Source organism: Enterobacter sp. SLBN-59, assembly GCF_024807915.1.
GTDB classification, from domain to species: domain Bacteria; phylum Pseudomonadota; class Gammaproteobacteria; order Enterobacterales; family Enterobacteriaceae; genus Enterobacter; species Enterobacter asburiae_B.
Map to the genome: position 1 here is coordinate 1777651 of NZ_JANUFI010000001.1, position 23116 is coordinate 1800766.

Genomic DNA, 23116 nt, shown 5'->3' on the forward strand with positions numbered 1-23116 from the left:
ATGCTAACATAGCCAAATAAGATAGATAACGATAATCACTATCATTATCAAATCATGGATGTTGCTATGTCGTTTTCCTCTTCCGCGGTGCGCGCCGTTGCCGTGCCCGTTTTATTGCTGCTGTTGATCCTTGCGACTGCACTCAGCCTGCTGGTCGGCGCGAAGCCGCTGCCCGCGTCCGTTATCGTTGATGCGCTCTCCGGCACCTGCCAGAGCGCCGACTGCGTCATCGTGCTCGACGCCCGACTGCCCCGCACGCTTGCCGGACTGCTGTCCGGTGGCGCGCTCGGCCTTGCCGGTGCCCTGATGCAAACCCTTACCCGTAACCCGCTGGCGGATCCCGGTATTCTCGGCGTTAACTCCGGCGCCAGCTTTGCCATCGTGCTCGGCGCAGCGCTGTTTGGGTTGACCTCGCCCTCCGAACAGCTGGTGATGGCCTTCTGCGGCGCGCTGGCCGCCTCGCTGGTGGTCGCCTTTACCGGCAGCCAGGGCGGCGGGCAGCTGAGTCCGGTACGCCTGACGCTTGCGGGCGTGGCGCTCGCGGCGGTGCTGGAGGGTTTGTCCAACGGTATCGCCCTGCTCAACCCGGACGTCTACGACCAGCTGCGCTTCTGGCAGGCCGGTTCGCTGGATATCCGCACCCTTGAAACCCTAAAAGTGGTGGCAATCCCGGTCATAATCGCTGCCGCCGTGGCGCTGTTTTTAAGCCGGTCGCTTAACAGCCTGAGCCTCGGCAGCGATACCGCGACCGCCCTCGGCAACCGGGTGGCGCGCACGCAGCTGATTGGTCTGTTCGCCATCACCGTGCTGTGCGGCAGCGCGACCGCCGTAGTCGGCCCGATCGCCTTTATCGGTCTGATGATGCCGCACATGGCGCGCTGGCTGGTGGGGGCGGATCACCGCTGGTCGCTGCCGGTCACGCTGCTGGCCACCCCTGCCCTGCTGCTGTTTGCCGACGTGCTCGGTCGCCTGCTGGTGCCCGGCGAGCTGCGCGTCTCGGTGGTCAGCGCCTTTATCGGCGCGCCGGTGCTGATCTTCCTGGTACGCCGTAAACGCGGAGGTGGCGCATGATGGCCCCGTCCCGTCGTTTACTCACCAGCATCTGCCTGCTGACTATCGTCATTCTGCTGCTGGCGGTCTGGAGCCTGCGCAGCGGCGCGGTGACGCTTGATGTTGTCCAGGTCTTTGACGCCCTGCTCGGCAGCGCGCCGCGCAACGTCACCATGGTGGTGACGGAGTGGCGTCTCCCGCGCGTGGCGATGGCGATTCTGGTCGGCGCAGCGCTCGGCGTGAGCGGTGCGATATTCCAGTCGCTGATGCGCAACCCGCTCGGCAGCCCGGACGTGATGGGCCTCAACACCGGGGCCTGGAGCGGCGTGCTGGTGGCGATGGTGCTGTTTGGTCAGCACCTGACGGCCATTACCTTTACGGCGATGGCGGGCGGCATTCTGACGTCATTACTGATCTGGGCGCTGGCCTGGCGCAACGGTATCGACACCTTTCGCCTGATCATCATCGGGATCGGCATCCGCGCCATGCTGATGGCCTTTAACACCTGGCTTTTACTGCAGGCCTCGCTGGAAACCGCGCTCTCCGCCGGGCTGTGGTACGCCGGATCGCTCAACGGCCTGACGTGGGGCAAAACCTGGCCCGCCGCGCCGCTGATTTTGCTGATGTTTATCGGCGCGCTGCTGCTGGTGCGGCGCATGCGTCTGCTGGAGATGGGCGACGACAGCGCCTGCGCGCTGGGCGTGGGCGTCGAGCGCTCGCGCCTGATGCTGATGCTGGTCGCCGTACTGCTGACCGCCGCCTCCACCGCGATTGCCGGGCCAATCTCGTTTATCGCCCTCGTGGCACCGCACATCGCCCGGCGACTTAGCGGCACGGCGCGCTGGGGATTAACTCAGGCGGCGCTGTGCGGCGCGCTCCTGCTACTGGCCGCCGATCTCTGCGCCCAGCGGCTGTATATGCCTTATCAACTGCCGGTGGGCGTGGTGACCGTCAGCCTCGGCGGGATTTACCTCATCGTCTTGCTCGTTCAGGAGTCACGCAGGAAATGACTGATTCAACCCCCCGCTTGCGCGGCGAAAACTTAACCCTCTGCTACGGCAAAAAAATCATTGCCCGTGACTTATCCGTCGCCATTCCGGACGGCCATTTCACCGCGATTATCGGCCCGAACGGCTGCGGCAAATCGACCCTGCTGCGCACCCTGAGCCGCCTGATGACGCCGGCTGAAGGCAGCGTGTTCCTCGACGGGGAGCAGATCCAGCGCTTCGCCAGCAAAGAGGTAGCACGGCGCATCGGTCTACTGGCGCAAAACGCCACCACGCCGGGCGACATCACGGTGCAGGAGCTGGTCTCGCGCGGACGCTATCCGCATCAGCCGCTGTTTACCCGCTGGCGCAAAGAGGATGACGAGGCGGTGAACCGCGCGATGCAGGCGACGGGCATCACCGATCTTGCTCAGCAGAGCGTGGACACCCTCTCCGGCGGGCAGCGTCAGCGGGCGTGGATCGCGATGGTGCTGGCACAGGAAACGTCGATCATGCTGCTGGACGAGCCGACAACCTGGCTCGACATCAGCCATCAGATTGACCTGCTGGAGCTGCTGAGCGAGCTGAACCGCACGCAGGGGTATACCCTGGCGGCGGTGCTGCACGACTTAAACCAGGCGTGCCGCTACGCCACGCATCTGATTGCCCTGCGAGACGGTGAGATTGTGGCGCAGGGTGCGCCGAAGGAGATTGTGACGCCGGAGCTGATCGAGCGGATCTACGGCATGCGCTGCATGATTATTGACGATCCGGTGGCGGGTACGCCGCTGGTGGTGCCGCTGGGCAAGCGTGCGGTCTGATGCCCTCACCCCGGCCCTCTCCCACAGGGAGAGGGAGCAAAGCATCCCCTCGCCCCGTTGGGGAGAGGGTTAGGGTGAGGGGAAATCACTACCCCAATATCTCCCTCAACACCGGCCCTATCTTCTCAAACGCCTGCGGTGAAATGATATCCACGTGGGCGCAGTCCTGGCTGTACACCTCAAGCTCCGCCACCCACGGCGCCCAGGCGACCTGCGGATCCATCGTTCGCGTGCGCTCGGCGACAAACAGCGTCGCTTTGCCGTCAAAGCGCGCGCTGCGCGCCGTGGTGAGCAGCCGCACCGCGTCGGCGTAGTTGCCCTCGATAGCGTTAAACAGCTCGCTGGAGCCCTGACCCTGCTGGGCGGCGATAAACGCCTGACGCTCGCGCTCGATTTCCGCCAGCACCTCGGGGTCGAGGCCGTTGGCCTCTTTCTCCGACCAGTTCTGGGTTTCCGGCGGCCAGGTGTCCAGCAGGCCGAGGAAGGCCACCGCTTCACCCTGCTCGCGCAGACGGGCGGCAATACCCTGCGCCAGCGTGCCGCCGAGGGAATAGCCGAACAGGTAATACGGCCCCTGCGGCTGCTGCTTACGCAGCGTAGCCAGGTGATGCTCAATCACCCCATCCAGATCCGCACGCTGCTGCATTGGACCGTCCGGACGCGGCGACTGAATGCCGACGATGGACCAGCGCGGGCTGAGGTAGCGTGCCAGGACGCTAAACTGCCAGGCAAAGCCGGACGCCGGATGGAAACAGAACAGCGTCGGGCCGTCGCTTTCGCGCAGCGGAAGAAGGGTTTCATACCCCAGTCGCTGCGCCTGCTCGTCGCTCATCTGCGAGTCCAGCAGCGCGCTGAGCTTGCTCACCGTTGAGGCGACCATTATCTGCCCCGGCGTAACCTTGCGCTCGAACGCGCGGCTAAGCTGTGCCGCCAGGCGCATCGCCAGCAGCGAGTGGCCGCCGAGGGCAAAAAAGTCGGCGTCGATGTCGTTGACCTCGCAGCCCAGCAGGGCAGAAAACGACTGCGCGACGGCAATTTCGGATTCGCTTTCCGGCGCGCGCCCGAAGGATTTACTCGTCAGCTCCGGCAGCGGCAGCGCCTTGCGGTCCAGCTTGCCGTTCGCGCTGAGCGGCAGCGCGCTGATTTGCAGCAGCACCACCGGGACCATATGCGGCGGCAGCTGTGCTTTTAGTGCTTCCATCAGCGCGTCGAGATCCAGCGGTAAGCCGGATTCGGAAACCACATACCCCACCAGCTGGCGGGCATCGCCGCCGGTGGCTGCCGCCTGGTTGAACACGCAGGCGTGCGCCACGGCCTGGGCCACGTCCGGCAGCGACAGCATCGCCCGGTCGATTTCGCCCAGCTCGATGCGCTGTCCGCGGATTTTTAACTGGTCATCGCTGCGGCCGAGATATTCCACCGCGCCGTTGTCCAGCCAGCGGGCAACGTCGCCGGTGCGGTACATCCGCTCGCCCGGGGCGAACGGGTCGGCAATAAAGCGGCTGGCGGTGAGGTCCGGACGGCCCAGATACCCCTGCGCCAGCTGAATGCCGGTGAGATACAGATCGCCCGCCACGCCGAACGGCACCGGGCGCATCATCGCATCCAGAATGCGCAGCCCCGTGTTCCACACCGGGAAGCCGATCGGCACGCTGTTGCCTTCCACCGCCGCCAGCTCGGGGCCAAACGCCGGATACCAGCTGACGTCCACCGCCGCTTCGGTTGGGCCATAGAGGTTGTTCAGCGGCGCACGGGTGAGCTGCTCCCACTCGCGGCACAGCCCGGTCGGCAGCGCTTCGCCGCTGCAGAACACCTGCTTAAGCGTCCTGCAGCAGTCGACGTTTTCCGGCGTCAGCGAGGCGACAAACGCCGCCAGCATCGACGGCACGAAGTGGGTAGTAGTCACGCCGTACTGCGCGAAGAAGCTCTGCATCGCCTGCGGGTCGCGGTGCGCGTCCGGCTCGGCCATCACCAGCTTCGCCCCGGCGATAAACGGCCACCAGAACTCCCACACCGACACGTCAAAGCTGCACGGCGTTTTCTGCGCCACCACGTCAGTCGCGTCCAGCGGGTAGTGGTCCTGCATCCACTTCAGGCGGTTAACGATGGCGGTATGGCCAACCATCACCCCTTTCGGACGCCCCGTCGAACCGGAAGTAAAGATGATGTACGCCGTCTGCTCCGGCTTCGCCAGTCGCAGCGGTTTTGCATCCGCAGCCGGTAAAAGGGTGTTGTAACTAAATGCACTAATCGGCAGATCGCTAAAGCGCGGAAGCTGCTCGTCGGTAGTAATGAGCAGGGATGGCTTCGCGTCTTCCAGCATCATCCGCAGGCGGTCGTCCGGGTAGCCGGTGTCGAGCGGCAGCCACGCGGCGCCGGCCTCGACGATGCCGTGCAGCGCCAGCGTCAGGAAAACCGAGCGCGGCAGGGCCACCGCCACGCTGTCGCCCGGCTTCACGCCGCGCGCGCGCAGGAGGTTTGCCAGCGCAACCACCTGCTCGCGCATCTGGCGGTAGCTGAGCTCAATACGCGCGTCCGCCAGCGCGGGGGCGTCCGGCGTTTTGCTCGCCTGCTCCACCACCAGATCCGCCAGCGTGGTGGCCGGCAGCGCCAGTCCGGTATCGTTGATGCGCGCAAGCCTCTGGTATTCCTGCTCTGAAACGGTTTCCACTTCGCCGCAGCGCAGGTCCGGGTTGGCCGCAAACTGCATCAGCATCGCGTTCAGGCGCGCGACGTGACGGGAAAGCGTCGCCTCATCGTAACGCTGCTTACTGGCGAGGATCTCAATGCTCAATCCGCCCTGTTCGTCCGGGAACAGCGCCAGCTCAAGGTCGTTCACCGGGCCGGTGGCCAGCGTGTGGGTGATGGCCTCCACGCCGTCGATATCCAGCTGATAATCAAACACCTTCACGTTCAGCACCGGGCCAAACAGGGCTTCTTCGCCTGCGGCACGCCCGCTGTCGCGCACGATCTGCTCGGCGTCGTAGCGCTGGTGGCGGCGCATTTTTTTCAGCTGGTTGGCCAGGCGCAGCGCCAGTTCCGGCAGGCTCTCCTGCGGGTTGATATTCACCGCCAGCGGCAGGACGTTGAGCACCGGTCCGGTCGCGGTCAGCGCGGCGGAGCCCATGCGGCGCATAAAGATAAACCCGGCGGCGTAGTCCAGCCTTCCGGTCAGGCGGCCCAGCCACAGCGCCACCAGCGCAATAGCCAGATCGGTACGCTGCGCCTGCCCTGCCGCCTGCGCAAGCTGGCTAAAGGCGCGACCGTCGGCGGCGATTTTGAGGCGCAGAATATCGGTAGTGGCGGCGCGTCCCGGCAGCGGCGCGGAAGAGAGCGAGACCGGAGAAGGAAGCTGCCTGCGCTGCTCCACCCAGAAGGCGCCGTCGCGCTGATACGCCTCGCTGTCGCGATAGCGCTGATACTCTTCCACCACTTCGGCAAATGGCGTAAACGGGGAGTCAGGAGTCGGTTCATCCTTTTTCCACGCGGCGTAAATCGCGGCGATCTGGCGGGTAATGGCCGGGAAGCTGAAGCCATCCACCACCAGATGGTGATAGCGCTGATACCAGTACCAGTGGCTTTCACCCACCTGAATCAGCTGGTGAAACGCCAGCGGCTGACCGCTGTCGACGCGCAGGTTCTGGTGGAGATCGGCCTCCATCAGCGCCACGGCATCTTCGTGAGAGGCAACGCGAACGATGGACGGCTCCGGCAGAATGAGGGTGTCATCCACCCACTGCCACACCTCGCCGTTATCCTCGGCAAAACGCATTCGCAGGGTATCGGCCTCCATCATGCCCTCAGCGATGGCTTTTGCCAGCAATGGCGCGTCGATATCGCCTTTTAGCTCGGTGTAGTGCGCCACGCTCCAGGCGTTTGGCAGCGTGGACAGCTGCTCCGCCATCCAGATACCCGGCTGGGCGGCGACGAGGGGAAGACGGTTCATGCGCTCCCCTCCGCAAAATGGGACGGTTCAAGCGTGCGCCAGTGCCCGGTCAGCCACTGCTGGCACGCCTCCTGAGACTGCGCTTCGCACACCACGCGCCACCCCGCAGGCAGTTCGCACTGCTGCGGCCACAGGCTGTACTGCCCCTGGTCGTTTTGCAAAATGGCGAACTGTCCCTGCGGATTATCGAAAGGATTGCTGAATTCCATACAGACTCCGTTATTGAATGAGCGGCTGCCAGAGGGTCATCAGCCCCTGCGTCAGCCCACCGCGCCAGCAAAGCGCATCGTGTCCGCCGTCAACCTGACGCCAGGTAACCTGCTGCTGCGCGTGTAGTTCGGCGTAAATCGCCTGATTGGCATTGAAAATCAGCGGCTCGTTGCGCCCGGCTTCGAGGACGATACGCAGCCCGCTCGCGGTCAGCTCACCGGCTCTGAGCTGTTCGATGAGGCACCCTTCCTGCTGCCCACCGCGGTGCGGCCACCAGTACGAGCCGGACTGGCTCAGCACGCAGCCAAAACGCTGCGGCCAGCTGAGGCCAGCATAAAGCGAAGAGAGTCCGCCAAAGCTCTGGCCCGCCACCACGGTGCGGTCGGCGCGGTCGCAGAAGGGGGCGAGATGTTTTACAAGAGGGAGAAGTTCTTCCTGTACCGCCAGCCAGAAATCGGGGTTACAGGGCAATTCGCGGTTGCGGTGTTCCATGTCGATCGCATCGATTAATACGTAGACCGCAGGGGGCAGTTGGCGCCCGGTGGTGAGCGACGTCAGCGCAGGCCAGACGGGCATGCTTTCGGCCCAGAACTGCCCGTCGAGCAGCACCGCCAGCGGGCGCTCGGTGCCGTCGTCCCCGGTGGTAAAAATCCACACGCGGCGACGGTTGTTGAGACGCTCGCTGTTCCACTCAATGCAGACAGGCTGGTGATACTGCGTATCGGGATGGTCCCAGCCGGGCTGAACCGGCGCGTCCGGCATCTCCAGCGCAGAAACGGCATGACCGCGCCCGCCGCGCCAGCTCTGCCGATTCAGCGGGTCGGAAACCGCGTGCGGCAGCAGCTTGCGCCAGCCTTCGCGCAGCGCCATGCGGTCCGGCAGCTCGCCTTCAAACACGGTATCGGCAAAATCGTTTTCATTTACAGAAGGGATAAAACAGTAGCTCCCGCGCCACTCGGGGCTGAATTCGCCCTGCCACTGCCAGACGTCGGTATCCGGGATGCGCTCGAGGGACTGCGGGCGGGCATTTTGATGGTGATCGGTCACGCCGGTAACGTAGAGCCAGACGCGTTTGACCGATGAGGTTTTCTGCGTTCCTGCCGGATCCCGCCACCAGAAGGTGACGCGACAGTTCTCCTTCTGACGTTCCCATTCAGGTCCGTTTTTCGACTGCCACCACGCTTCACTTCCGGTTGTTAACGTCGTCACCCTTATAACCCCATGTTTCACAGTCTTTTTTGTTTTAGAGCAAATTTTATTGATAATATTATTGATAACTATTTGCATTTGCAATAGCGTAATGCCCGCGCTGTGGGAAGCGCGCTCATTAAATAACCATAAAAGCGGGACGTACAATGAATAAGAAGATTCACTCTCTGGCCTTGCTGGTCAATTTAGGGATTTATGGTGTCGCGTTGCCCGCCATGGCAGACGACAACACCGCCTCTGCGCAGCACGAAGATACGATGGTGATCACCGCCGCCGAGCAGAATTTACAGGCGCCGGGCGTGTCGACCATCACCGCCGACGAGATCCGCAAAAACCCGCCCGCGCGCGACGTGGCGGAAATCATCCGCACCATGCCGGGCGTTAACCTCACCGGGAACTCCACCAGCGGCCAGCGCGGAAACAACCGTCAGATTGACATTCGCGGCATGGGTCCGGAAAACACCCTAATCCTGATCGACGGCAAGCCGGTCACCAGCCGCAACTCTATTCGTCTGGGCTGGCGCGGCGAGCGTGACACCCGCGGCGATACCGGCTGGGTGCCGCCGGAGATGATCGAGCGTATCGAAGTGATCCGCGGTCCGGCAGCCGCGCGCTACGGCAACGGCGCGGCAGGCGGCGTGGTAAACATCATCACCAAAAAATTCGACGACCAGTGGCACGGCTCCTGGAACACCTACCTGAACGCGCCAGAACATAAGGACGAAGGTTCCACCAGGCGCACCAACTTCAGCCTGAGCGGCCCCCTGGGCGGCGACTTCAGCTTCCGCATGTTCGGTAACCTCGATAAAACCCAGGCCGACGCGTGGGACATCAACCAGGGTCATCAGTCCGATCGTACCGGTGCCTACGCCAACACCCTGCCGGCTGGCCGCGAGGGCGTGGAAAACAAAGACATCAACGGCGTGGTGCGCTGGGACTTCGCGCCCATGCAGTCCCTGGAGTTCGAAGCGGGCTACAGCCGCCAGAACAACCTCTACGCGGGCGACACGCAGAACACCAACAACGACAGCGCGCTGGTGAAGAAGAACTACGGCAAAGAGACTAACCGTATCTACCGCCAGAACTTCGCGGTGACCTGGAACGGCGGCTGGGATAACGGCATCACCACCAGCAGCTGGGCACAGTACGAACACACCCGCAACTCCCGCCTGGGCGAAGGTCTGGCGGGCGGGACGGAAGGGTTATTCAACAGCAATAAATTCACCGACACCGACCTGGCCGACGTGATGCTGCACAGCGAGATCAACCTGCCGATTGATTTCCTCGTCAACCAGAACCTGACGCTGGGCACCGAGTGGAACCAGCAGCGCATGAAGGACTCCACCTCCTTCACGCAAACCCTGCAGGGCGGCACCGTTCCGGGCATGAGCAACGACCGCAGCCCGTACACCTCGGCGGAGATTTTCTCCCTGTTCGCCGAAAACAACATGGAGCTGACCGACAGCACCATGCTGACCCCTGCCCTGCGCTTCGATCACCACACCATCGTCGGCAACAACTGGAGCCCGTCCCTGAACCTTTCGCAAGGTCTGGGCGATGACTTCACGCTGAAGATGGGGATCGCGCGCGCCTATAAAGCGCCGAGCCTGTACCAGACCAACCCGAACTACCTGCTCTACAGCAAAGGCCAGGGCTGCTACGCCAGCTCCGACGGCGTGGGCTGCTACATGATGGGCAACGACGACCTGAAAGCGGAAACCAGCATCAACAAAGAGATTGGTCTGGAGTGGAAACGCGACGGCTGGCTGGCGGGCGTGACCTGGTTCCGCAACGACTATCGCGACAAGATTGAAGCGGGCTATGCGCCGATCGGTCACACCTCTTCCGGTAAAGTGCAGACGGATATCTACCAGTGGGAAAACGTTCCGAAAGCGGTCGTCGAAGGGCTGGAAGGCTCCCTGAACGTGCCGGTCAGCGACACAATCAACTGGACCAACAACATCACCTGGATGCTGCAGAGCAAGAACAAGGAGACCGGTGACCGTCTGTCGATCATTCCGGAGTACACGCTGAACTCGACCCTGAGCTGGCAGGTTCATCAGGACGTGTCGCTCCAGTCGACCTTTACCTGGTACGGCAAGCAGCAGCCGAAGAAGTACAACTACAAAGGTCAGCCGGTGACCGGGTCTGAGAAAGACGAAATCAGTCCGTACAGCATCGTTGGCCTGAGCGCGACCTGGGACATGACCAAAAACGTTAGTCTGACCGGCGGTGTGGATAACGTCTTCGACAAACGCCAGTGGCGCGCGGGTAATGCCCAGACGACCGGAAATGCCACCACCGGTGCGTATATGTACGGTGCTGGAGCGTATACGTATAATGAGCCGGGCCGTACCTGGTACATGAGCGTGAATACGCGTTTCTGATTCAGGCAGTAACTCCCCCCTCTCCCCGTGGGAGAGGGCCGGGGTGAGGGCATCAGGCCGCACAATTCTGAAGGGAAAAACATGCACACAACCCACACCACGTTCATTATTGCCGGCCACACCGTCCACCACGTCACCTTCGACCCCACCACCTTCACCGACGCCGACTTTCTCTGGCTCCCCCACCACGCTGAGCTTTCAAACGCCGGACGCAAACGCAAAGCCGAGCATCTGGCAGGCCGCATCGCCGCCGCGCATGCGCTCGGCGCGATAAATGAACGCGCGATCCCCGGCATCGGCCCCAGCGGCGAACCGCTCTGGCCGGAAGGGGTTTCGGGGAGCATTACCCACAGCGGCACGCAGGCGATGGCGGTTGCCGTCCGTCATCAAGATGCGCTCGTAGGTATTGATTGCGAAGCCATTCTTCCAGACCACGAAGCCCGCGAAATCCAGGACGGCATCGTTGATGCGCAGGAAGCGATGTACCTGACGCACTCGGGCTACCCTTTTGCGCTGGCGCTGACGCTGGCTTTTAGCGCCAAGGAGAGTCTGTTTAAGGCGCTCTTTCCAAAGGCAAATACTTACATGGGGTTTGAGTGGGCGAGAGTCACAGAGTTAACGGAAAAAACAATCACGCTGGCGCTTTCGAACCCGGCTGGAGACTATCCTGAGGGTAAACGCTTCATCCTCATCTGGCAGAATAATGATACGAGCGTGTTTACGCTGCTAAAAGCCTGATGGCGCTACGCTTATCAGGTCTTCGGTAAAGCGGTGTTGTAGGCCAGGTAAGGCATCGCCGCCACCCGGCATAAATTGTACAGATAGATATCAGCTCACTGCCCCGCAAGCGCTCTGAAAAACGCGGGATTATCTCTAATCACATTTAGCACTTTCGCCGCTAATCCCGTTGGGTTTCGCCGTTTCGACTCCCAGCTTTTAATCGTATCAACACTTGTACCCAGAGCCTTCGCCATTTCGCTTTGAGTGACATTTAACTGCTCTCTTATCGCCCGAACGTCCGCGACCTCATAGCGAGTGACTCGTGATGGCGTTTTCTTACCACGTTGGATCTCGGCAGCCTCTTCAAGCGAAGCCTTAAGTTCATCAAAGATACTCATTGTCTGCTCCTTCTGGCCTGATGGAGTACATAGTACACCTTTAATTGACGGAACTGGAAGCGCTATTGGTGAGAACAGACGTGAGTTTTCTGAGTTCGGCTTTCTCTACATCGGTCAGGCTGTCCTTCATGCTTTTTGGATAGGCCATGAGGAAAAAAATCACCTCTTCAGTAGCCAGAAAGTAGATGACTCTGGCCCCGCCGCTTTTTCCCTTTGAGCCAACAGCCATTCTTATTTTACGTAGCCCGCCTGTATGCTGGATCAAATCGCCTTTATGAGGCCAGGCAATGAGTTCCTTTTGGAGATCCCTTAATTCATCATCCGTAGCAATACTTTTGAACTGCCGGGTAAAAAGTGATGTTTCGATAAATTCTATCGCGTGGCTCATGCATGATTCCTTCCCTGATGCAGCAAAAGCCTGAATGCTTCAGCATCAGGCTTTTGCTGCAATATGACTCTTCCATGAGTAATAACGCATTGAATAACTGTATTTATATACAGATATATTGTTATTTAAGAATCCGTTTAGACATCCGGGAACATCACGCTATTCCCCGGCGCTTCCCTGTGCAGATGGATAAAGTTCAGGTGCCGTTCATACTGGTCCAGAATGTCCGTAATTACCTGCTCCTTGCTGTAGTCCATCAAATCATTCCCCTGGCTCCCTTCCAGCAGGAAGGTCTCAAGCCGGTAGTAGGTCGATTTCCCGCTGCGCGCCCGGTAGGTAAACCCGGGTACTGAATACTGCTGCGGCCAGATCTGATAAACAAAGTTCTGCTCGTCGCCCATGTGCACCAGCAGATCCAGGTGCCCCAGGGTCTCGCCCTCCTCCGGCGGCAGGTTTTTCAGCTCCACGTACGCACCGCGCAGCTTCAGCTCCTGCGCGACCTCTTCCATCGCCGGGAAGCAGACCGTCTCCATCATCTGTTTGGTGTAGCGCGTGCCCGGGTAGTTCATCAGGCGCGAAAGACGTTTCTTCCAGCTCAGCCTGTCCTGCGCGCCCATCGGACGCGGCGCGGTGTCGCGGCTGGCGCTGACGCGGCGGTAGTCTTCCACCTTGAGCGATTTATACAGCCCGGCCATCACGAAGAAGATAACGAAGCTGAACGGCAGGCCCATGATCACCGTGGTGTTCTGCAGCGCCGAGATACCGTTGGTCATCAGCATGCCGAGCGTCAGCAGGCCAATGGCGATGGACCAGAAGATGCGTAGCCAGTTCGGCGCGTCGCTGTTGATATCTTTGAGCTTCGAGGTGAAGTTGCCCAGTACCAGCGCGCCGGAATCCGCCGAGGTGACGTAAAACAGCAGGCCGGTGATGGTCGCCACGGAGGCGCTAAAGGTGAACGCCGGGTACTGCGCCAGCAGGCTGTAGAAGCCGCGCTCCGGGTGCGCCATCGCTTCCTGCGCGAAGGTCGCATTGCCGTGGATGATCTCGTGCAGTGCGCTGTTGCCGAAAATCGACAGCCACAGCAGGGTAAAGGTGAACGGGATTATCAGCGTGCCCATCACGAACTGGCGGATGGTGCGGCCACGCGAAATACGCGCCAGGAACAGGCCGACAAACGGCGACCACGCCACCCACCACGCCCAGAAGAACAGCGTCCAGTTGTTCATCCACTCTACCGGGCGGTCGAAAGCGAAGCTGTTCAGCGTCATGCCCATAAAGCGGTTTACGTAGTCGCCCACGTTGAGCACTAGGGCATTGAGCAGGAACGAGGTATCGCCCATAAACAGCACGAACAGGATCAGCCCCAGCGCCAGCGCCACGTTCAGCTCGGAGAGCACGCGGATGCCTTTATCGACGCCCGACGTCACCGAAATGGTGGCGATAATGACGGAGAGCGCAATCAGCGCCGCTTTGGCCGCCATCGAATCCGGGATATCAAACAGCACGCTCAGCCCGTAGTTGAGCTGCACCACGCCAATCCCGAGCGTCGTCGCAATACCAAAGATGGTGCCGATCACCGCCGCGATATCAACGCTGTGGCCAATCGGCCCGTTAATCTTTTTACCGAAGATCGGGTACAGCGCGGAACGGATGGTGAGAGGCAAATTATAACGATAGCTAAAGTATCCGAGCGCCATGCCCATCAGGGCGTACATCGACCAGCCCGTCAGGCCGTAGTGGAACAGTGTCCAGACCATCGCCTGGCGCGCGGCCTCCATCGTCTGCCCCGCCCCTTCCGGCGGCTGCATATACTGCGTGACCGGTTCGGCCACGGAGAAGAACATCAGGTCAATGCCGATGCCGGCGGCAAACAGCATCGCGGCCCAGCTCAGCAGGCTGAATTCGGGCTTGGACTGCTCAGGCCCGAGCTTCACGGAACCAAAGCGCGAGCAGGCAATGCAGACCACGAAGACGATATAGAGCGTCGCGGCCAGCAGATAGTACCAGCCGAAGGTCTTCGACACCCAGTTCAGGGTGCGCCCAATCCACTCGGCAGAAAAATCACGAAAGAAGATGGTCGTCAGGGAAAACAACAAAATCAGCCCGGCGGACGTATAAAAAACGACCGGGTTGATTTTGTCTTTTTCTCTGTCTTGTGAAAGGTCTGTCATCCAGTATCCCCACTGTTTTTGTAACTATTAAAATCCAAATCCGCAACAATTAAGACACATTTTATATTGAACGTCCAATCAAAAACCGCTTTAATGTATTACCAACGCTGATGAATGGAGTGGCAAAAATGCCCAAAGTGGGGATGCAGCCGATCCGGCGCAGGCAGCTTATCGACGCCACGCTGGAAGCAATAAATGAAGTGGGAATGCACGACGCGACGATCGCGCAGATCGCCCGTCGGGCGGGCGTTTCCACGGGGATCATCAGTCACTACTTCAAAGACAAAAACGGTCTGCTGGAAGCGACCATGCGCGACATCACCGGCCAGCTGCGCGACGCGGTTTTGAGCCGCTTACGCGCCCTGCCGGACGGCAGCGCGGAGCAGCGCCTGCAGGCGATTGTCGGCGGCAATTTTGATGAAACCCAGACCAGCGGAGCGGCAATGAAGGCCTGGCTGGCCTTCTGGGCGAGCAGCATGCACCAGCCGATGCTCTACCGCCTGCAGCAGGTGAGCAGCCGTCGCTTGTTGTCAAACCTGGTGTACGAGTTCCGCCGTGAGCTGCCGCGCGAACAGGCTGAAGAGGCGGGCTACGGCCTGGCGGCCCTGATCGACGGGCTGTGGCTGCGCGCCGCGCTGAGCGGCAAGCCGCTGGATAAGACCCTGGCGCAGTCGCTCACCAGCCACTTTATCAGCCAGCATTTACCGACCGAATAACCGAGGAGAATTTATGTCCCGAATGGCAGAACAGCAGCTTTATATCAATGGTGGTTATACCTCCGCCACCAGCGGTCGCACCTTCGAGACCATCAACCCGGCCAACGGTGAAGTTCTGGCGAGCGTACAGGCCGCCGGGCGCGAAGACGTCGACCGCGCCGTGGAAAGCGCAAAACGCGGGCAAAAAATCTGGGCAGCGATGACCGCCATGGAGCGCTCGCGCGTTCTGCGTCGCGCCGTTGATATCCTGCGCGAGCGCAACGACGAGCTGGCGAAGCTGGAAACCCTCGACACCGGTAAAGCGTACTCCGAAACCTCCACCGTCGACATCGTCACCGGCGCGGACGTGCTGGAGTACTACGCGGGGCTGATCCCGGCGCTGGAAGGCAGCCAGATCCCGCTGCGTGAGACCTCATTCGTCTACACCCGCCGCGAGCCGCTGGGCGTGGTGGCGGGCATCGGGGCGTGGAACTACCCGATCCAGATCGCCCTCTGGAAATCAGCCCCGGCGCTGGCGGCGGGCAATGCGATGATCTTCAAGCCGAGCGAGGTCACCCCGCTCACCGCCCTGAAGCTTGCGGAGATCTACACCGAAGCGGGCCTGCCGGACGGCGTATTTAACGTCCTGCCGGGCGTGGGCGCGGAGACTGGCCAGTACCTTACCGAGCATCCGGGCATCGCCAAAGTCTCCTTCACCGGCGGCGTCGCCAGCGGCAAGAAGGTAATGGCCAACTCGGCTGCCTCCTCCCTGAAAGAGGTAACGATGGAGCTGGGCGGCAAATCCCCGCTGATTATTTTCGACGACGCGGATCTCAATCTCGCGGCAGACATCGCCATGATGGCGAACTTCTTCAGCTCCGGCCAGGTGTGCACCAACGGAACCCGCGTGTTCGTACCCGCGAAATTCAAGGCCGCGTTTGAGCAGAAAATCGTTGAGCGCGTGGGCCGCATCCGCGCGGGCGATCTGTTCGATGAACGCACCAACTTTGGCCCGATGGTCAGCTTCCCGCACCGCGACAGCGTGCTGCGCTACATCGCCAAAGGCAAAGAGGAAGGTGCGCGCGTGCTGTGCGGCGGCGACGCGCTGAAGGGCGAAGGCTTCGACAACGGCGCGTGGGTCGCCCCGACCGTGTTCACCGACTGCACCGACGAGATGACCATCGTGCGCGAAGAGATCTTCGGCCCGGTGATGTCCATCCTCACCTATGGAAGTGAAGAAGAAGCGATCCGCCGCGCCAACGACACCGACTACGGCCTGGCCGCGGGCATCGTCACTGCCGACCTGAACCGCGCGCACGGCGCCATTCATCAGCTCGAAGCGGGCATCTGCTGGATCAACACCTGGGGTGAATCCGCCGCAGAGATGCCGGTCGGCGGCTACAAACACTCCGGCATTGGCCGCGAGAACGGCGTCATGACGCTGCAGAGCTACACCCAGGTGAAGTCCATCCAGGTTGAGATGGGTAAATTCCAGTCCATATTTTAACCGGGAGGTTTATTTGCAATTTGACTACATCATTATCGGAGCCGGCTCTGCCGGCAACGTACTGGCAACGCGACTGACTGAAGATCCGAATACCACCGTCCTGCTGCTTGAGGCGGGCGGGCCGGATTACCGCTTTGACTTCCGCACCCAAATGCCCGCCGCGCTGGCGTTCCCGCTGCAGGGCAAGCGCTACAACTGGGCGTATGAAACCGAGCCAGAGCCGTACATGAACAACCGCCGCATGGAGTGCGGGCGCGGCAAAGGGCTGGGCGGCTCGTCGCTGATCAACGGCATGTGCTACATCCGCGGTAACGCGATGGACCTCGACAACTGGGCGAAAGAATCTGGCCTTGAGCACTGGAGCTACCTCAACTGCCTGCCCTACTACCGCAAGGCCGAGACGCGCGACGTGGGGCCGAACGACTACCACGGCGGCGACGGTCCGGTGAGCGTCACCACCTCTAAGCCGGGCGTGAACCCGCTGTTTGAGGCGATGGTGGAGGCGGGCGTGCAGGCGGGCTACCCGCGCACCGACGATCTCAACGGCTATCAGCAGGAGGGCTTCGGCCCGATGGACCGCACGGTCACGCCGCAGGGCAGACGCGCCAGCACCGCGCGCGGCTATCTGGACCAGGCCAAAAAGCGCCCGAACCTGACCATCCGCACTCACGCCATGACCGATCATATTATTTTTGACGGCAAGCGCGCGGCGGGCGTCGAGTGGCTGGAGGGCGAAAGCACCATCCCGTCCAGAGCGACGGCGAATAAAGAGGTGCTGCTGTGTGCGGGTGCGATTGCCTCCCCGCAGATCCTCCAGCGCTCCGGCGTGGGCAACGCGGAGCTGCTGAAGCAGTTCGATATCCCACTGGTGCACGACCTGCCCGGCGTGGGCGAAAACCTGCAGGATCACCTGGAGATGTACCTCCAGTACGAATGCAAAGAGCCGGTCTCCCTCTACCCTGCCCTGCAGTGGTGGAACCAGCCGAAGATTGGCGCCGAGTGGCTGTTTGGCGGCACCGGCGTGGGCGCGAGCAACCACTTCGAAGCGGGCGGTTTTATCCGCAGCCGCGAGGAGTTCGAATGGCCAAACATTCAGTACCATTTCCTGCCGGTAGCGATTAACTACAACGGCTCGAACGCGGTAAAAGAGCACGGCTTCCAGTGCCACGTCGGCTCCATGCGCTCCCCAAGCCGCGGGCACGTGCGCATCAAGTCGCGCGATCCGCACCAGCATCCGGCGATCCTGTTCAACTATATGTCTCACGAGCAGGACTGGCAGGAGTTCCGCGACGCGATCCGCATCACCCGCGAGATCATGCACCAGCCCGCGCTGGACAAATATCGCGGTCGCGAAATCAGCCCGGGCGTCGAGTGCCAGACCGACGAGCAGCTGGACGAGTTCGTGCGCAACCACGCGGAAACCGCCTTCCACCCGTGCGGCACCTGCAAGATGGGCTATGACGAGATGGCGGTGGTCGACGGCGAAGGCCGCGTTCACGGGCTGGAAGGGCTGCGCGTCGTGGATGCGTCGATCATGCCGCAGATCATCACCGGCAACCTGAACGCCACCACTATTATGATTGGCGAAAAAATTGCCGACGCAATCCGCGGGCGCGAGCCGCTGGCGAAGAGCACGGCGGCGTATTATGTGGCGAACGGGGCGCCGGTTCGACGCTGAGGGTATTTCCCCTCCTCTTAACCCTCTTCCATACGGGGGAGGGATCCCCACAAAACAATGCCTGTACGGACGACTCCCTCTCCCTTGAGGGAGAGGGCTGGGGTGAGGGGGAACATACGGCTGCGGTGGTCATTCCGTTCACTTGACGTTCCTTGCCACTCTGTAACGACGTAACTTGTGAACGTTCCAGGTTAAAAAATGACTGGGGATCTCTCACTCCATACGGGAGAGGGAGTTTATCTTCCCTCCAAAAATTTATTTTCATTTGCCTGCATCCAGTTTCCCCCCTGCCCTCGTATGTGAGTATGTGAGCAACGCCTTTGCTCCTTAATCCGAGGATAAATGATGAAAAAGCTACTCAGTGTTGCATTCGTATCCAGCGCTTTACTCTTCTGTGCAGGCGCATCAGCGGCCATGACGTCTGGCTCCGTGATGGTGGGTGGAGCGGAAATGTTCCCGAGCAAAAATATTGTTGAAAACGCCGTGAACTCAAAAGATCACACCACGCTGGTGGCGGCGGTTAAAGCGGCCGGGCTGGTGGATACGCTGCAGAGCAAAGGGCCCTTCACCGTTTTTGCGCCCACCGATGCGGCATTTGCGAAATTGCCTGCGGGTACGGTGGACAATCTGGTGAAGCCGGAAAATAAAGCGCTGCTCACCAGTATCCTGACCTATCACGTGGTTGCGGGTAATTACGATATGAGAGCGCTGGAGCAGAAAATTAAACAGGGCGGCGGCCACGCGGAGCTGAAAACCGTTAACGGTCAACCGCTGTGGATCATGAGTAACGGCCCGCACAATATTCAGCTCAAGGATGGTAAAGGTAACGTGGCGAATATCAGCACCTATGACGTCCATCAGAAAAATGGCGTGATCGATGTGATCGATACCGTCCTGATGCCTAAGTAGTTGTCTATACTTCGGAAGTGTGACGTTGCCTTCCGGGAAAAACATGGATAACGCGCTGGCTGAACAGCAGTTGAAATTAATGCAGGCGGTCGCAAACGGCGATCGCCGCGCATTTGAACAACTTTACCGACTCACTTCACCGCATCTGTTTGCCGTCGCGCTGCGCATGCTGCGCCATCGCGCCTGGGCAGAAGAGATCCTTCACGACTGTTTTGTCACCGTCTGGAGTAAAGCCGACACCTATAACGCCGCCCTGAGCTCTCCGATGACCTGGCTTACGCATATTGTTCGCAACCGCTGCATTGACTGGCTGCGCAGCGGGCAAACCCGGGCTGCCGCCCGCGAGGAGTCGTATTCCGAAGAGAGTCTGCTGAGCGAAAACGATGAGCAAAACAACTGGTACGACGACGCGCAGGCAGCACGGCTCAGGCATTGTCTGGATCATCTGAGTCAGGAACAGCGCCAGAGCATTACGCTCGCCTACTATCAGGGCATGTCCCACAGCGACATTGCCGACTGGCTCCAGCAGCCCGTGGGCTCGGTAAAAAGCTGGATCCGCCGCGCGATGGATCATCTTCGGGAGTGCGTGGGCCTATGAATGACAGCGAAAAACGCGATGACATGCTGGCTGCAGAATATGCCCTCGGCACCCTGCGCGGAGGGGCGCGGCTTCAGTTCCAGAAAAGGCTTGCCGCTGAGCCCGGTCTGGCTGCCCGCGTGGCGTACTGGCAGGAAATGTTCAGCACGCTCGATAGTCACCTTACGCCCGTTCACCCACCCGAGACGGTGTGGAAGAGAATCGCCCTCGATCTGCCACCGAAAAAGCCTTTGCGCCAAAGCCGGCCCTATCTCGGCTGGATGGTCGCGGCCGGCCTCGCCGCCGTTACCGTAGTGACCTGGTATTCCACCCGAACGCCGGAACTCGCACCGCTGATGGTGCTCAACGATGCCCAACAGCACGGGCAATGGATCGTCAGTGCGGACAGCCGCCGCCAGTATCTGAGCATCACCCCGCTCAGACCGAACGCTATTGCGGCGCAAAACAGCCTGCAGCTTTGGCTTATTCCTGCCGGGAAGGCCCCGATATCCCTTGGGCTGCTGCAACGTGATATACCGACTCATGTTGCCCTCAGGAACAACACCCTTACCCCTGACGCGATGATAGCCATAAGCCTCGAGCCCGAAGGTGGGTCACCCACCGGTCAACCCACCGGCCCCGTGCTGTACAGCGGCAAGATTTAATCCTCCGGCCTTGTTCGCAGGGCCGCGCGCCTCTTAATCTGCCTTCTACGGATTTACGCCCGAACGATAAGAAAAGAGAGATTTTTCAATACTCAATCCTGTACATAATATTGGCTGTTACATATAAGAATTAAATATTAGCACCGCAATGAATTTTATTATTTGAAACTTTATTGACACTCTCCCTGCAACTCCATTAAGTTTAAATCGAATGCTATTTAATTCAATATATACAATATATTTTTAAAAAGAATTAAAGAATTCGTCATCATTCTTTAATCCTTCTCTGCATTTTATTTTTTTGAATCACACAACAGTGAGATAAGATCATGAATAATAGTGCAAACAAAGTTGTTGTTATCACCGGTGCCAGCAGCGGTATTGGTGAGGCCATTGCCCTTCATCTGGCAAATAAACCTTTCTCTCTGGTGCTGGTTGCCCGTCGTCTGGAGAGAATTAACGCCCTGGTGGATCGCATTATTCAGCAGGGCGGCCAGGCGATTGCCGTGAAGGCGGACGTGACCCGACAGGAGGAGGTTCAGCGCGCGATTGATGCTGCCGTCGCCGCATACCAGCGCGTCGACGTGCTGATCAACAACGCAGGCTTTATGGCAATTGCTCCCCTCAGCGAGCTGAAAACCGACGAGTGGGACCGGATGATCGATACCAATATCAAAGGCGTGCTGTACGGTATCGCAGCGGCATTCCCGGTATTCCAGCGTCAGGGGAGCGGACACTTTATTAACGTGGCCTCCGTGGCGGGTATCAAGGTCCTTGCCCCCGGCGGCGTGGTGTACAGCGCCACGAAATTCGCCGTCCGCGCCCTGAGTGAAGGCTTACGTCAGGAAGCGGGGAAAACCGTTCGGACGACCCTTATTTCCCCCGGCGCCGTTGAAAGCGAGCTGCAGTTTGGCAGCTCTGATGCCCCGAGCAAACAGTTCCTGCATGAATTTTATAAGCAGGCTATTCCGGCAGAGTCGATTGCCAGAGCCGTATTATTTGCTATCGAACAGCCTGGCGACGTTGATGTAAATGAAATAATAGTCCGTCCTACGCAGGAAGAATTTTAGCATGAGTTAAATAACGCTGAATGAGGTGTCATTATGATTAAATCATTAACGTCCCTGTCAGACTTAAATATGCGATCGGGTGCCGATATTCTCCTTGAAGTGCTGGAGAGTGAAGGTGTGGAATATATTTTTGGCAACCCCGGCACCACCGAACTTCCGCTCATTGATGCCCTTCTTCGCCATGAAAATATTCACTATATTCTGGCACTCCAGGAGAGCAGCGTGGTCGCCATTGCCGACGGCTACGCGAAAGCCTCCGGCAAGACCGGTTTTATCAATTTGCATACCGCCAGCGGTCTTGGGCACGGCATGGGGAATCTCATTAATTCGCGGATCATGAAAACGCCGCTGGTTGTCACCGTCGGGCAACAGGATACCCGCCACTACGTGCGCGACCCGCTCCTGTATGATGACATAGTCTCCATTGGGTCGCCGGTGGTGAAATGGGCGCAGGAGGTCACCAGCGCCGACCAGCTACCGGTTCTTGTGCGCCGGGCCTTTCATGCCGCCAGCTACCCTCCCGCGGGTCCGGTGCTGCTATCCCTGCCAATGAACGTCATGGAAGAGCTCAGCGACGCCGGGATACAAACGGCCTCTAAAGTGAACTACCACACAGTGGCGGGCTCGCTGGACGAGCTGGCGCAGGCGCTAAGCGAAGTCACCCCCGGCAGGATCATGATTGTGGCGGGGGATGAAGTTCACTCCAGCGGCTCGACGCAGGAGATTGTCCAGCTTGCTGAAGCGCTAGGCGCCCACGTCTACGGCTCCTCCTGGCCGCTGAATTTACCCTTCCCCACGCAGCACGCGCTCTGGCGAGGCAATATGCCCACCACCTCAAATGAAATCGCCAGCGTCGTTAATGCCTACGATGCGGTGTTTATCATCGGCGGCAGAAGCCTGATTACCATTTTGTATAGCGAGGGCGAGGCCATTCCGGAAACCTGCGCGGTGTATCAGCTCTCGGCGGATATGAACGAGCTGGGACGCACCTACGCCACCCGCCTCTCGGTGATGGGGGATATCACCCTCTCCCTGAAGGAACTGTTGCCGAAGCTTGAGCAGCGCCGGGTGGCAAGCAAATTGACGCATCAGCGGCTGCTCAAAGCGGCACGCGCTGAACGTGAAAAAGAGTGGCAACTGCAGGAAGAGCGTCTGGCAGCCGAGCGGCTGCGCCCGGCGATTTCGCCGATGGTCGCGGCCTACGAGGTGATAAAGTCCGTTCCGCCGGGCACCACGATTGTCGACGAGGCGATAGCAACGGCCAGACACGTTCGCCGGTTTATCTCCGACCAGCAGCACCCGCGCTACTACTTTATGCGCGGCGGCGGTCTGGGCTGGGGAATGCCTGCAGCAGTAGGTCACTCGCTGGGGCTGGGGCGCGAGCCGGTTGTGTGTCTGGTTGGCGACGGCGCCTCCCTGTACTCGCCGCAGGCGCTCTGGACGGCGGCGCACGAAAATCTGCCCGTCACCTTTATCGTGATGAATAACCTGGAGTACAACATCCTGAAAAACTTCATGAAAGGACAGCCGGGCTACAGTTCGACAAAGCTGGGTCGTTTTATCGGGATGGATCTGATTAACCCGCGAATTGATTTCCAGTCGCTGGGCGCCGCGATGGGTATCCGCTGCTGCCGGGTGACCCAGGCCGCGGATATCGCCACGGCGGTGACGCAGGGGCTACAGTCAGGAAAAACCAATTTAATCGAAATTGCCATTTCCGCAGATTGAT

The 23116-nt window shown here is 60.1% G+C and carries 19 protein-coding genes; 13 read left to right on the top strand and 6 right to left on the bottom strand.

Translation table 11 applies throughout. The features are described 5' to 3' along the window. Positions 1 to 66: 66 nt before the first annotated feature. Genes fepD through fepC form a run of 3 tightly spaced genes read left to right on the top strand, consistent with a single transcriptional unit; the run spans position 67 to position 2857 of the window. Positions 67 to 1071 carry a Fe(3+)-siderophore ABC transporter permease gene (gene fepD / locus M2422_RS08475; RefSeq protein WP_064673623.1) on the top strand — a complete coding sequence of 335 codons (1005 nt, stop codon included), beginning with the start codon at positions 67 to 69 and terminating at the stop codon, positions 1069 to 1071. After that, the gene (gene fepG / locus M2422_RS08480; RefSeq protein ID WP_074399207.1) at positions 1071 to 2060 is read left to right on the top strand and encodes an iron-enterobactin ABC transporter permease; all 990 of its coding nucleotides are present in this window, start codon (positions 1071 to 1073) and stop codon (positions 2058 to 2060) included. The genes fepD and fepG overlap by 1 nt, the downstream gene beginning before the upstream one ends. Continuing rightward, a complete protein-coding gene (gene fepC, locus M2422_RS08485; protein ID WP_064673621.1) occupies positions 2057 to 2857 on the top strand; it encodes an iron-enterobactin ABC transporter ATP-binding protein in 801 nt (266 codons plus the stop codon). The genes fepG and fepC overlap by 4 nt, the downstream gene beginning before the upstream one ends. 88 nt (positions 2858 to 2945) lie before the next feature. Here the strand turns inward: fepC and entF are convergent, their stop codons facing one another. Genes entF through fes form a run of 3 tightly spaced genes read right to left on the bottom strand, consistent with a single transcriptional unit; the run spans position 2946 to position 8222 of the window. Then, on the bottom strand, positions 2946 to 6803 hold the full coding sequence (gene entF, locus M2422_RS08490; RefSeq protein ID WP_064673620.1) for an enterobactin non-ribosomal peptide synthetase EntF: 3858 nt from the start codon (positions 6801 to 6803) through the stop codon (positions 2946 to 2948). Continuing rightward, on the bottom strand, positions 6800 to 7012 hold the full coding sequence (locus M2422_RS08495) for an MbtH family protein (RefSeq protein WP_064673619.1): 213 nt from the start codon (positions 7010 to 7012) through the stop codon (positions 6800 to 6802). Before M2422_RS08495 ends, entF begins: the two co-directional genes overlap by 4 nt. 10 nt (positions 7013 to 7022) lie before the next feature. Next, positions 7023 to 8222: an enterochelin esterase gene (fes, locus tag M2422_RS08500; RefSeq protein ID WP_064673618.1), complete on the bottom strand. Its 1200-nt coding sequence runs from the start codon at positions 8220 to 8222 to the stop codon at positions 7023 to 7025. A gap of 146 nt (positions 8223 to 8368) precedes the next feature. Here fes and M2422_RS08505 point away from each other — a divergent pair, with 146 nt between their 5' ends. Both M2422_RS08505 and entD read left to right on the top strand, forming a co-directional pair. Beyond that, positions 8369 to 10609 (top strand): TonB-dependent siderophore receptor, encoded by a 2241-nt coding sequence (locus M2422_RS08505; RefSeq protein ID WP_033144887.1) that lies wholly within the window; start codon positions 8369 to 8371, stop codon positions 10607 to 10609. Positions 10610 to 10690: 81 nt separating this feature from the next. After that, the gene (gene entD, locus M2422_RS08510) at positions 10691 to 11347 is read left to right on the top strand and encodes an enterobactin synthase subunit EntD (protein WP_064673617.1); all 657 of its coding nucleotides are present in this window, start codon (positions 10691 to 10693) and stop codon (positions 11345 to 11347) included. Between the two features lie 95 nt (positions 11348 to 11442). Here entD and nadS read toward each other — a convergent pair whose 3' ends face one another. From nadS to betT, 3 genes are all read right to left on the bottom strand, one after another. Then, entirely contained in the window at positions 11443 to 11727 is a 285-nt protein-coding gene (nadS, locus tag M2422_RS08515; protein WP_033144885.1) for a NadS family protein, read from the bottom strand. Between the two features lie 40 nt (positions 11728 to 11767). After that, positions 11768 to 12115, bottom strand: a complete 348-nt coding sequence (locus tag M2422_RS08520; protein WP_033144884.1) for a type II toxin-antitoxin system RelE/ParE family toxin — start codon at positions 12113 to 12115, stop codon at positions 11768 to 11770. 137 nt (positions 12116 to 12252) lie between these two features. Further along, the gene (betT, locus tag M2422_RS08525; protein ID WP_023310695.1) at positions 12253 to 14286 is read right to left on the bottom strand and encodes a choline BCCT transporter BetT; all 2034 of its coding nucleotides are present in this window, start codon (positions 14284 to 14286) and stop codon (positions 12253 to 12255) included. 128 nt (positions 14287 to 14414) lie between these two features. Between betT and betI the strand changes: the two genes are divergently transcribed. From betI to M2422_RS08565, 8 genes are all read left to right on the top strand, one after another. After that, entirely contained in the window at positions 14415 to 15002 is a 588-nt protein-coding gene (gene betI / locus M2422_RS08530) for a transcriptional regulator BetI (protein ID WP_032662864.1), read from the top strand. A 13-nt stretch (positions 15003 to 15015) separates the two neighbouring features. Further along, the gene (gene betB / locus M2422_RS08535; RefSeq protein ID WP_064673616.1) at positions 15016 to 16488 is read left to right on the top strand and encodes a betaine-aldehyde dehydrogenase; all 1473 of its coding nucleotides are present in this window, start codon (positions 15016 to 15018) and stop codon (positions 16486 to 16488) included. 13 nt (positions 16489 to 16501) lie between these two features. Further along, positions 16502 to 18166 (top strand): choline dehydrogenase, encoded by a 1665-nt coding sequence (gene betA, locus M2422_RS08540; protein WP_039264056.1) that lies wholly within the window; start codon positions 16502 to 16504, stop codon positions 18164 to 18166. Between the two features lie 345 nt (positions 18167 to 18511). Further along, positions 18512 to 19075 (top strand): fasciclin domain-containing protein, encoded by a 564-nt coding sequence (locus tag M2422_RS08545; RefSeq protein WP_064673615.1) that lies wholly within the window; start codon positions 18512 to 18514, stop codon positions 19073 to 19075. 43 nt (positions 19076 to 19118) lie between these two features. After that, positions 19119 to 19673, top strand: coding sequence for an RNA polymerase sigma factor (locus M2422_RS08550; RefSeq protein ID WP_048979585.1), 555 nt, complete (start codon positions 19119 to 19121; stop codon positions 19671 to 19673). After that, positions 19670 to 20317 (top strand): anti-sigma factor domain-containing protein, encoded by a 648-nt coding sequence (locus M2422_RS08555; protein WP_064673614.1) that lies wholly within the window; start codon positions 19670 to 19672, stop codon positions 20315 to 20317. The genes M2422_RS08550 and M2422_RS08555 overlap by 4 nt, the downstream gene beginning before the upstream one ends. 329 nt (positions 20318 to 20646) lie before the next feature. Continuing rightward, a complete protein-coding gene (locus M2422_RS08560) occupies positions 20647 to 21387 on the top strand; it encodes an SDR family oxidoreductase (protein ID WP_033144879.1) in 741 nt (246 codons plus the stop codon). A 33-nt stretch (positions 21388 to 21420) separates the two neighbouring features. Further along, on the top strand, positions 21421 to 23115 hold the full coding sequence (locus M2422_RS08565; RefSeq protein WP_064673613.1) for a thiamine pyrophosphate-binding protein: 1695 nt from the start codon (positions 21421 to 21423) through the stop codon (positions 23113 to 23115). Position 23116 lies beyond the last annotated feature (1 nt).

What these genes read in the sequence shown, in the direction of transcription:
- fepD (WP_064673623.1), top strand. Translation starts at nt 67, where the DNA reads ATGTCGTTTTCCTCTTCCGCGGTGCGCGCCGTTGCCGTGCCCGTTTTA.
- fepG (WP_074399207.1), top strand. Translation starts at nt 1,071, where the DNA reads ATGGCCCCGTCCCGTCGTTTACTCACCAGCATCTGCCTGCTGACTATC.
- fepC (WP_064673621.1), top strand. Translation starts at nt 2,057, where the DNA reads ATGACTGATTCAACCCCCCGCTTGCGCGGCGAAAACTTAACCCTCTGC.
- entF (WP_064673620.1), bottom strand. Translation starts at nt 6,803, where the DNA reads ATGAACCGTCTTCCCCTCGTCGCCGCCCAGCCGGGTATCTGGATGGCG.
- M2422_RS08495 (WP_064673619.1), bottom strand. Translation starts at nt 7,012, where the DNA reads ATGGAATTCAGCAATCCTTTCGATAATCCGCAGGGACAGTTCGCCATT.
- M2422_RS08505 (WP_033144887.1), top strand. Translation starts at nt 8,369, where the DNA reads ATGAATAAGAAGATTCACTCTCTGGCCTTGCTGGTCAATTTAGGGATT.
- entD (WP_064673617.1), top strand. Translation starts at nt 10,691, where the DNA reads ATGCACACAACCCACACCACGTTCATTATTGCCGGCCACACCGTCCAC.
- nadS (WP_033144885.1), bottom strand. Translation starts at nt 11,727, where the DNA reads ATGAGTATCTTTGATGAACTTAAGGCTTCGCTTGAAGAGGCTGCCGAG.
- M2422_RS08520 (WP_033144884.1), bottom strand. Translation starts at nt 12,115, where the DNA reads ATGAGCCACGCGATAGAATTTATCGAAACATCACTTTTTACCCGGCAG.
- betT (WP_023310695.1), bottom strand. Translation starts at nt 14,286, where the DNA reads ATGACAGACCTTTCACAAGACAGAGAAAAAGACAAAATCAACCCGGTC.
- betI (WP_032662864.1), top strand. Translation starts at nt 14,415, where the DNA reads ATGCCCAAAGTGGGGATGCAGCCGATCCGGCGCAGGCAGCTTATCGAC.
- betB (WP_064673616.1), top strand. Translation starts at nt 15,016, where the DNA reads ATGTCCCGAATGGCAGAACAGCAGCTTTATATCAATGGTGGTTATACC.
- M2422_RS08545 (WP_064673615.1), top strand. Translation starts at nt 18,512, where the DNA reads ATGAAAAAGCTACTCAGTGTTGCATTCGTATCCAGCGCTTTACTCTTC.
- M2422_RS08550 (WP_048979585.1), top strand. Translation starts at nt 19,119, where the DNA reads ATGGATAACGCGCTGGCTGAACAGCAGTTGAAATTAATGCAGGCGGTC.
- M2422_RS08555 (WP_064673614.1), top strand. Translation starts at nt 19,670, where the DNA reads ATGAATGACAGCGAAAAACGCGATGACATGCTGGCTGCAGAATATGCC.
- M2422_RS08560 (WP_033144879.1), top strand. Translation starts at nt 20,647, where the DNA reads ATGAATAATAGTGCAAACAAAGTTGTTGTTATCACCGGTGCCAGCAGC.
- M2422_RS08565 (WP_064673613.1), top strand. Translation starts at nt 21,421, where the DNA reads ATGATTAAATCATTAACGTCCCTGTCAGACTTAAATATGCGATCGGGT.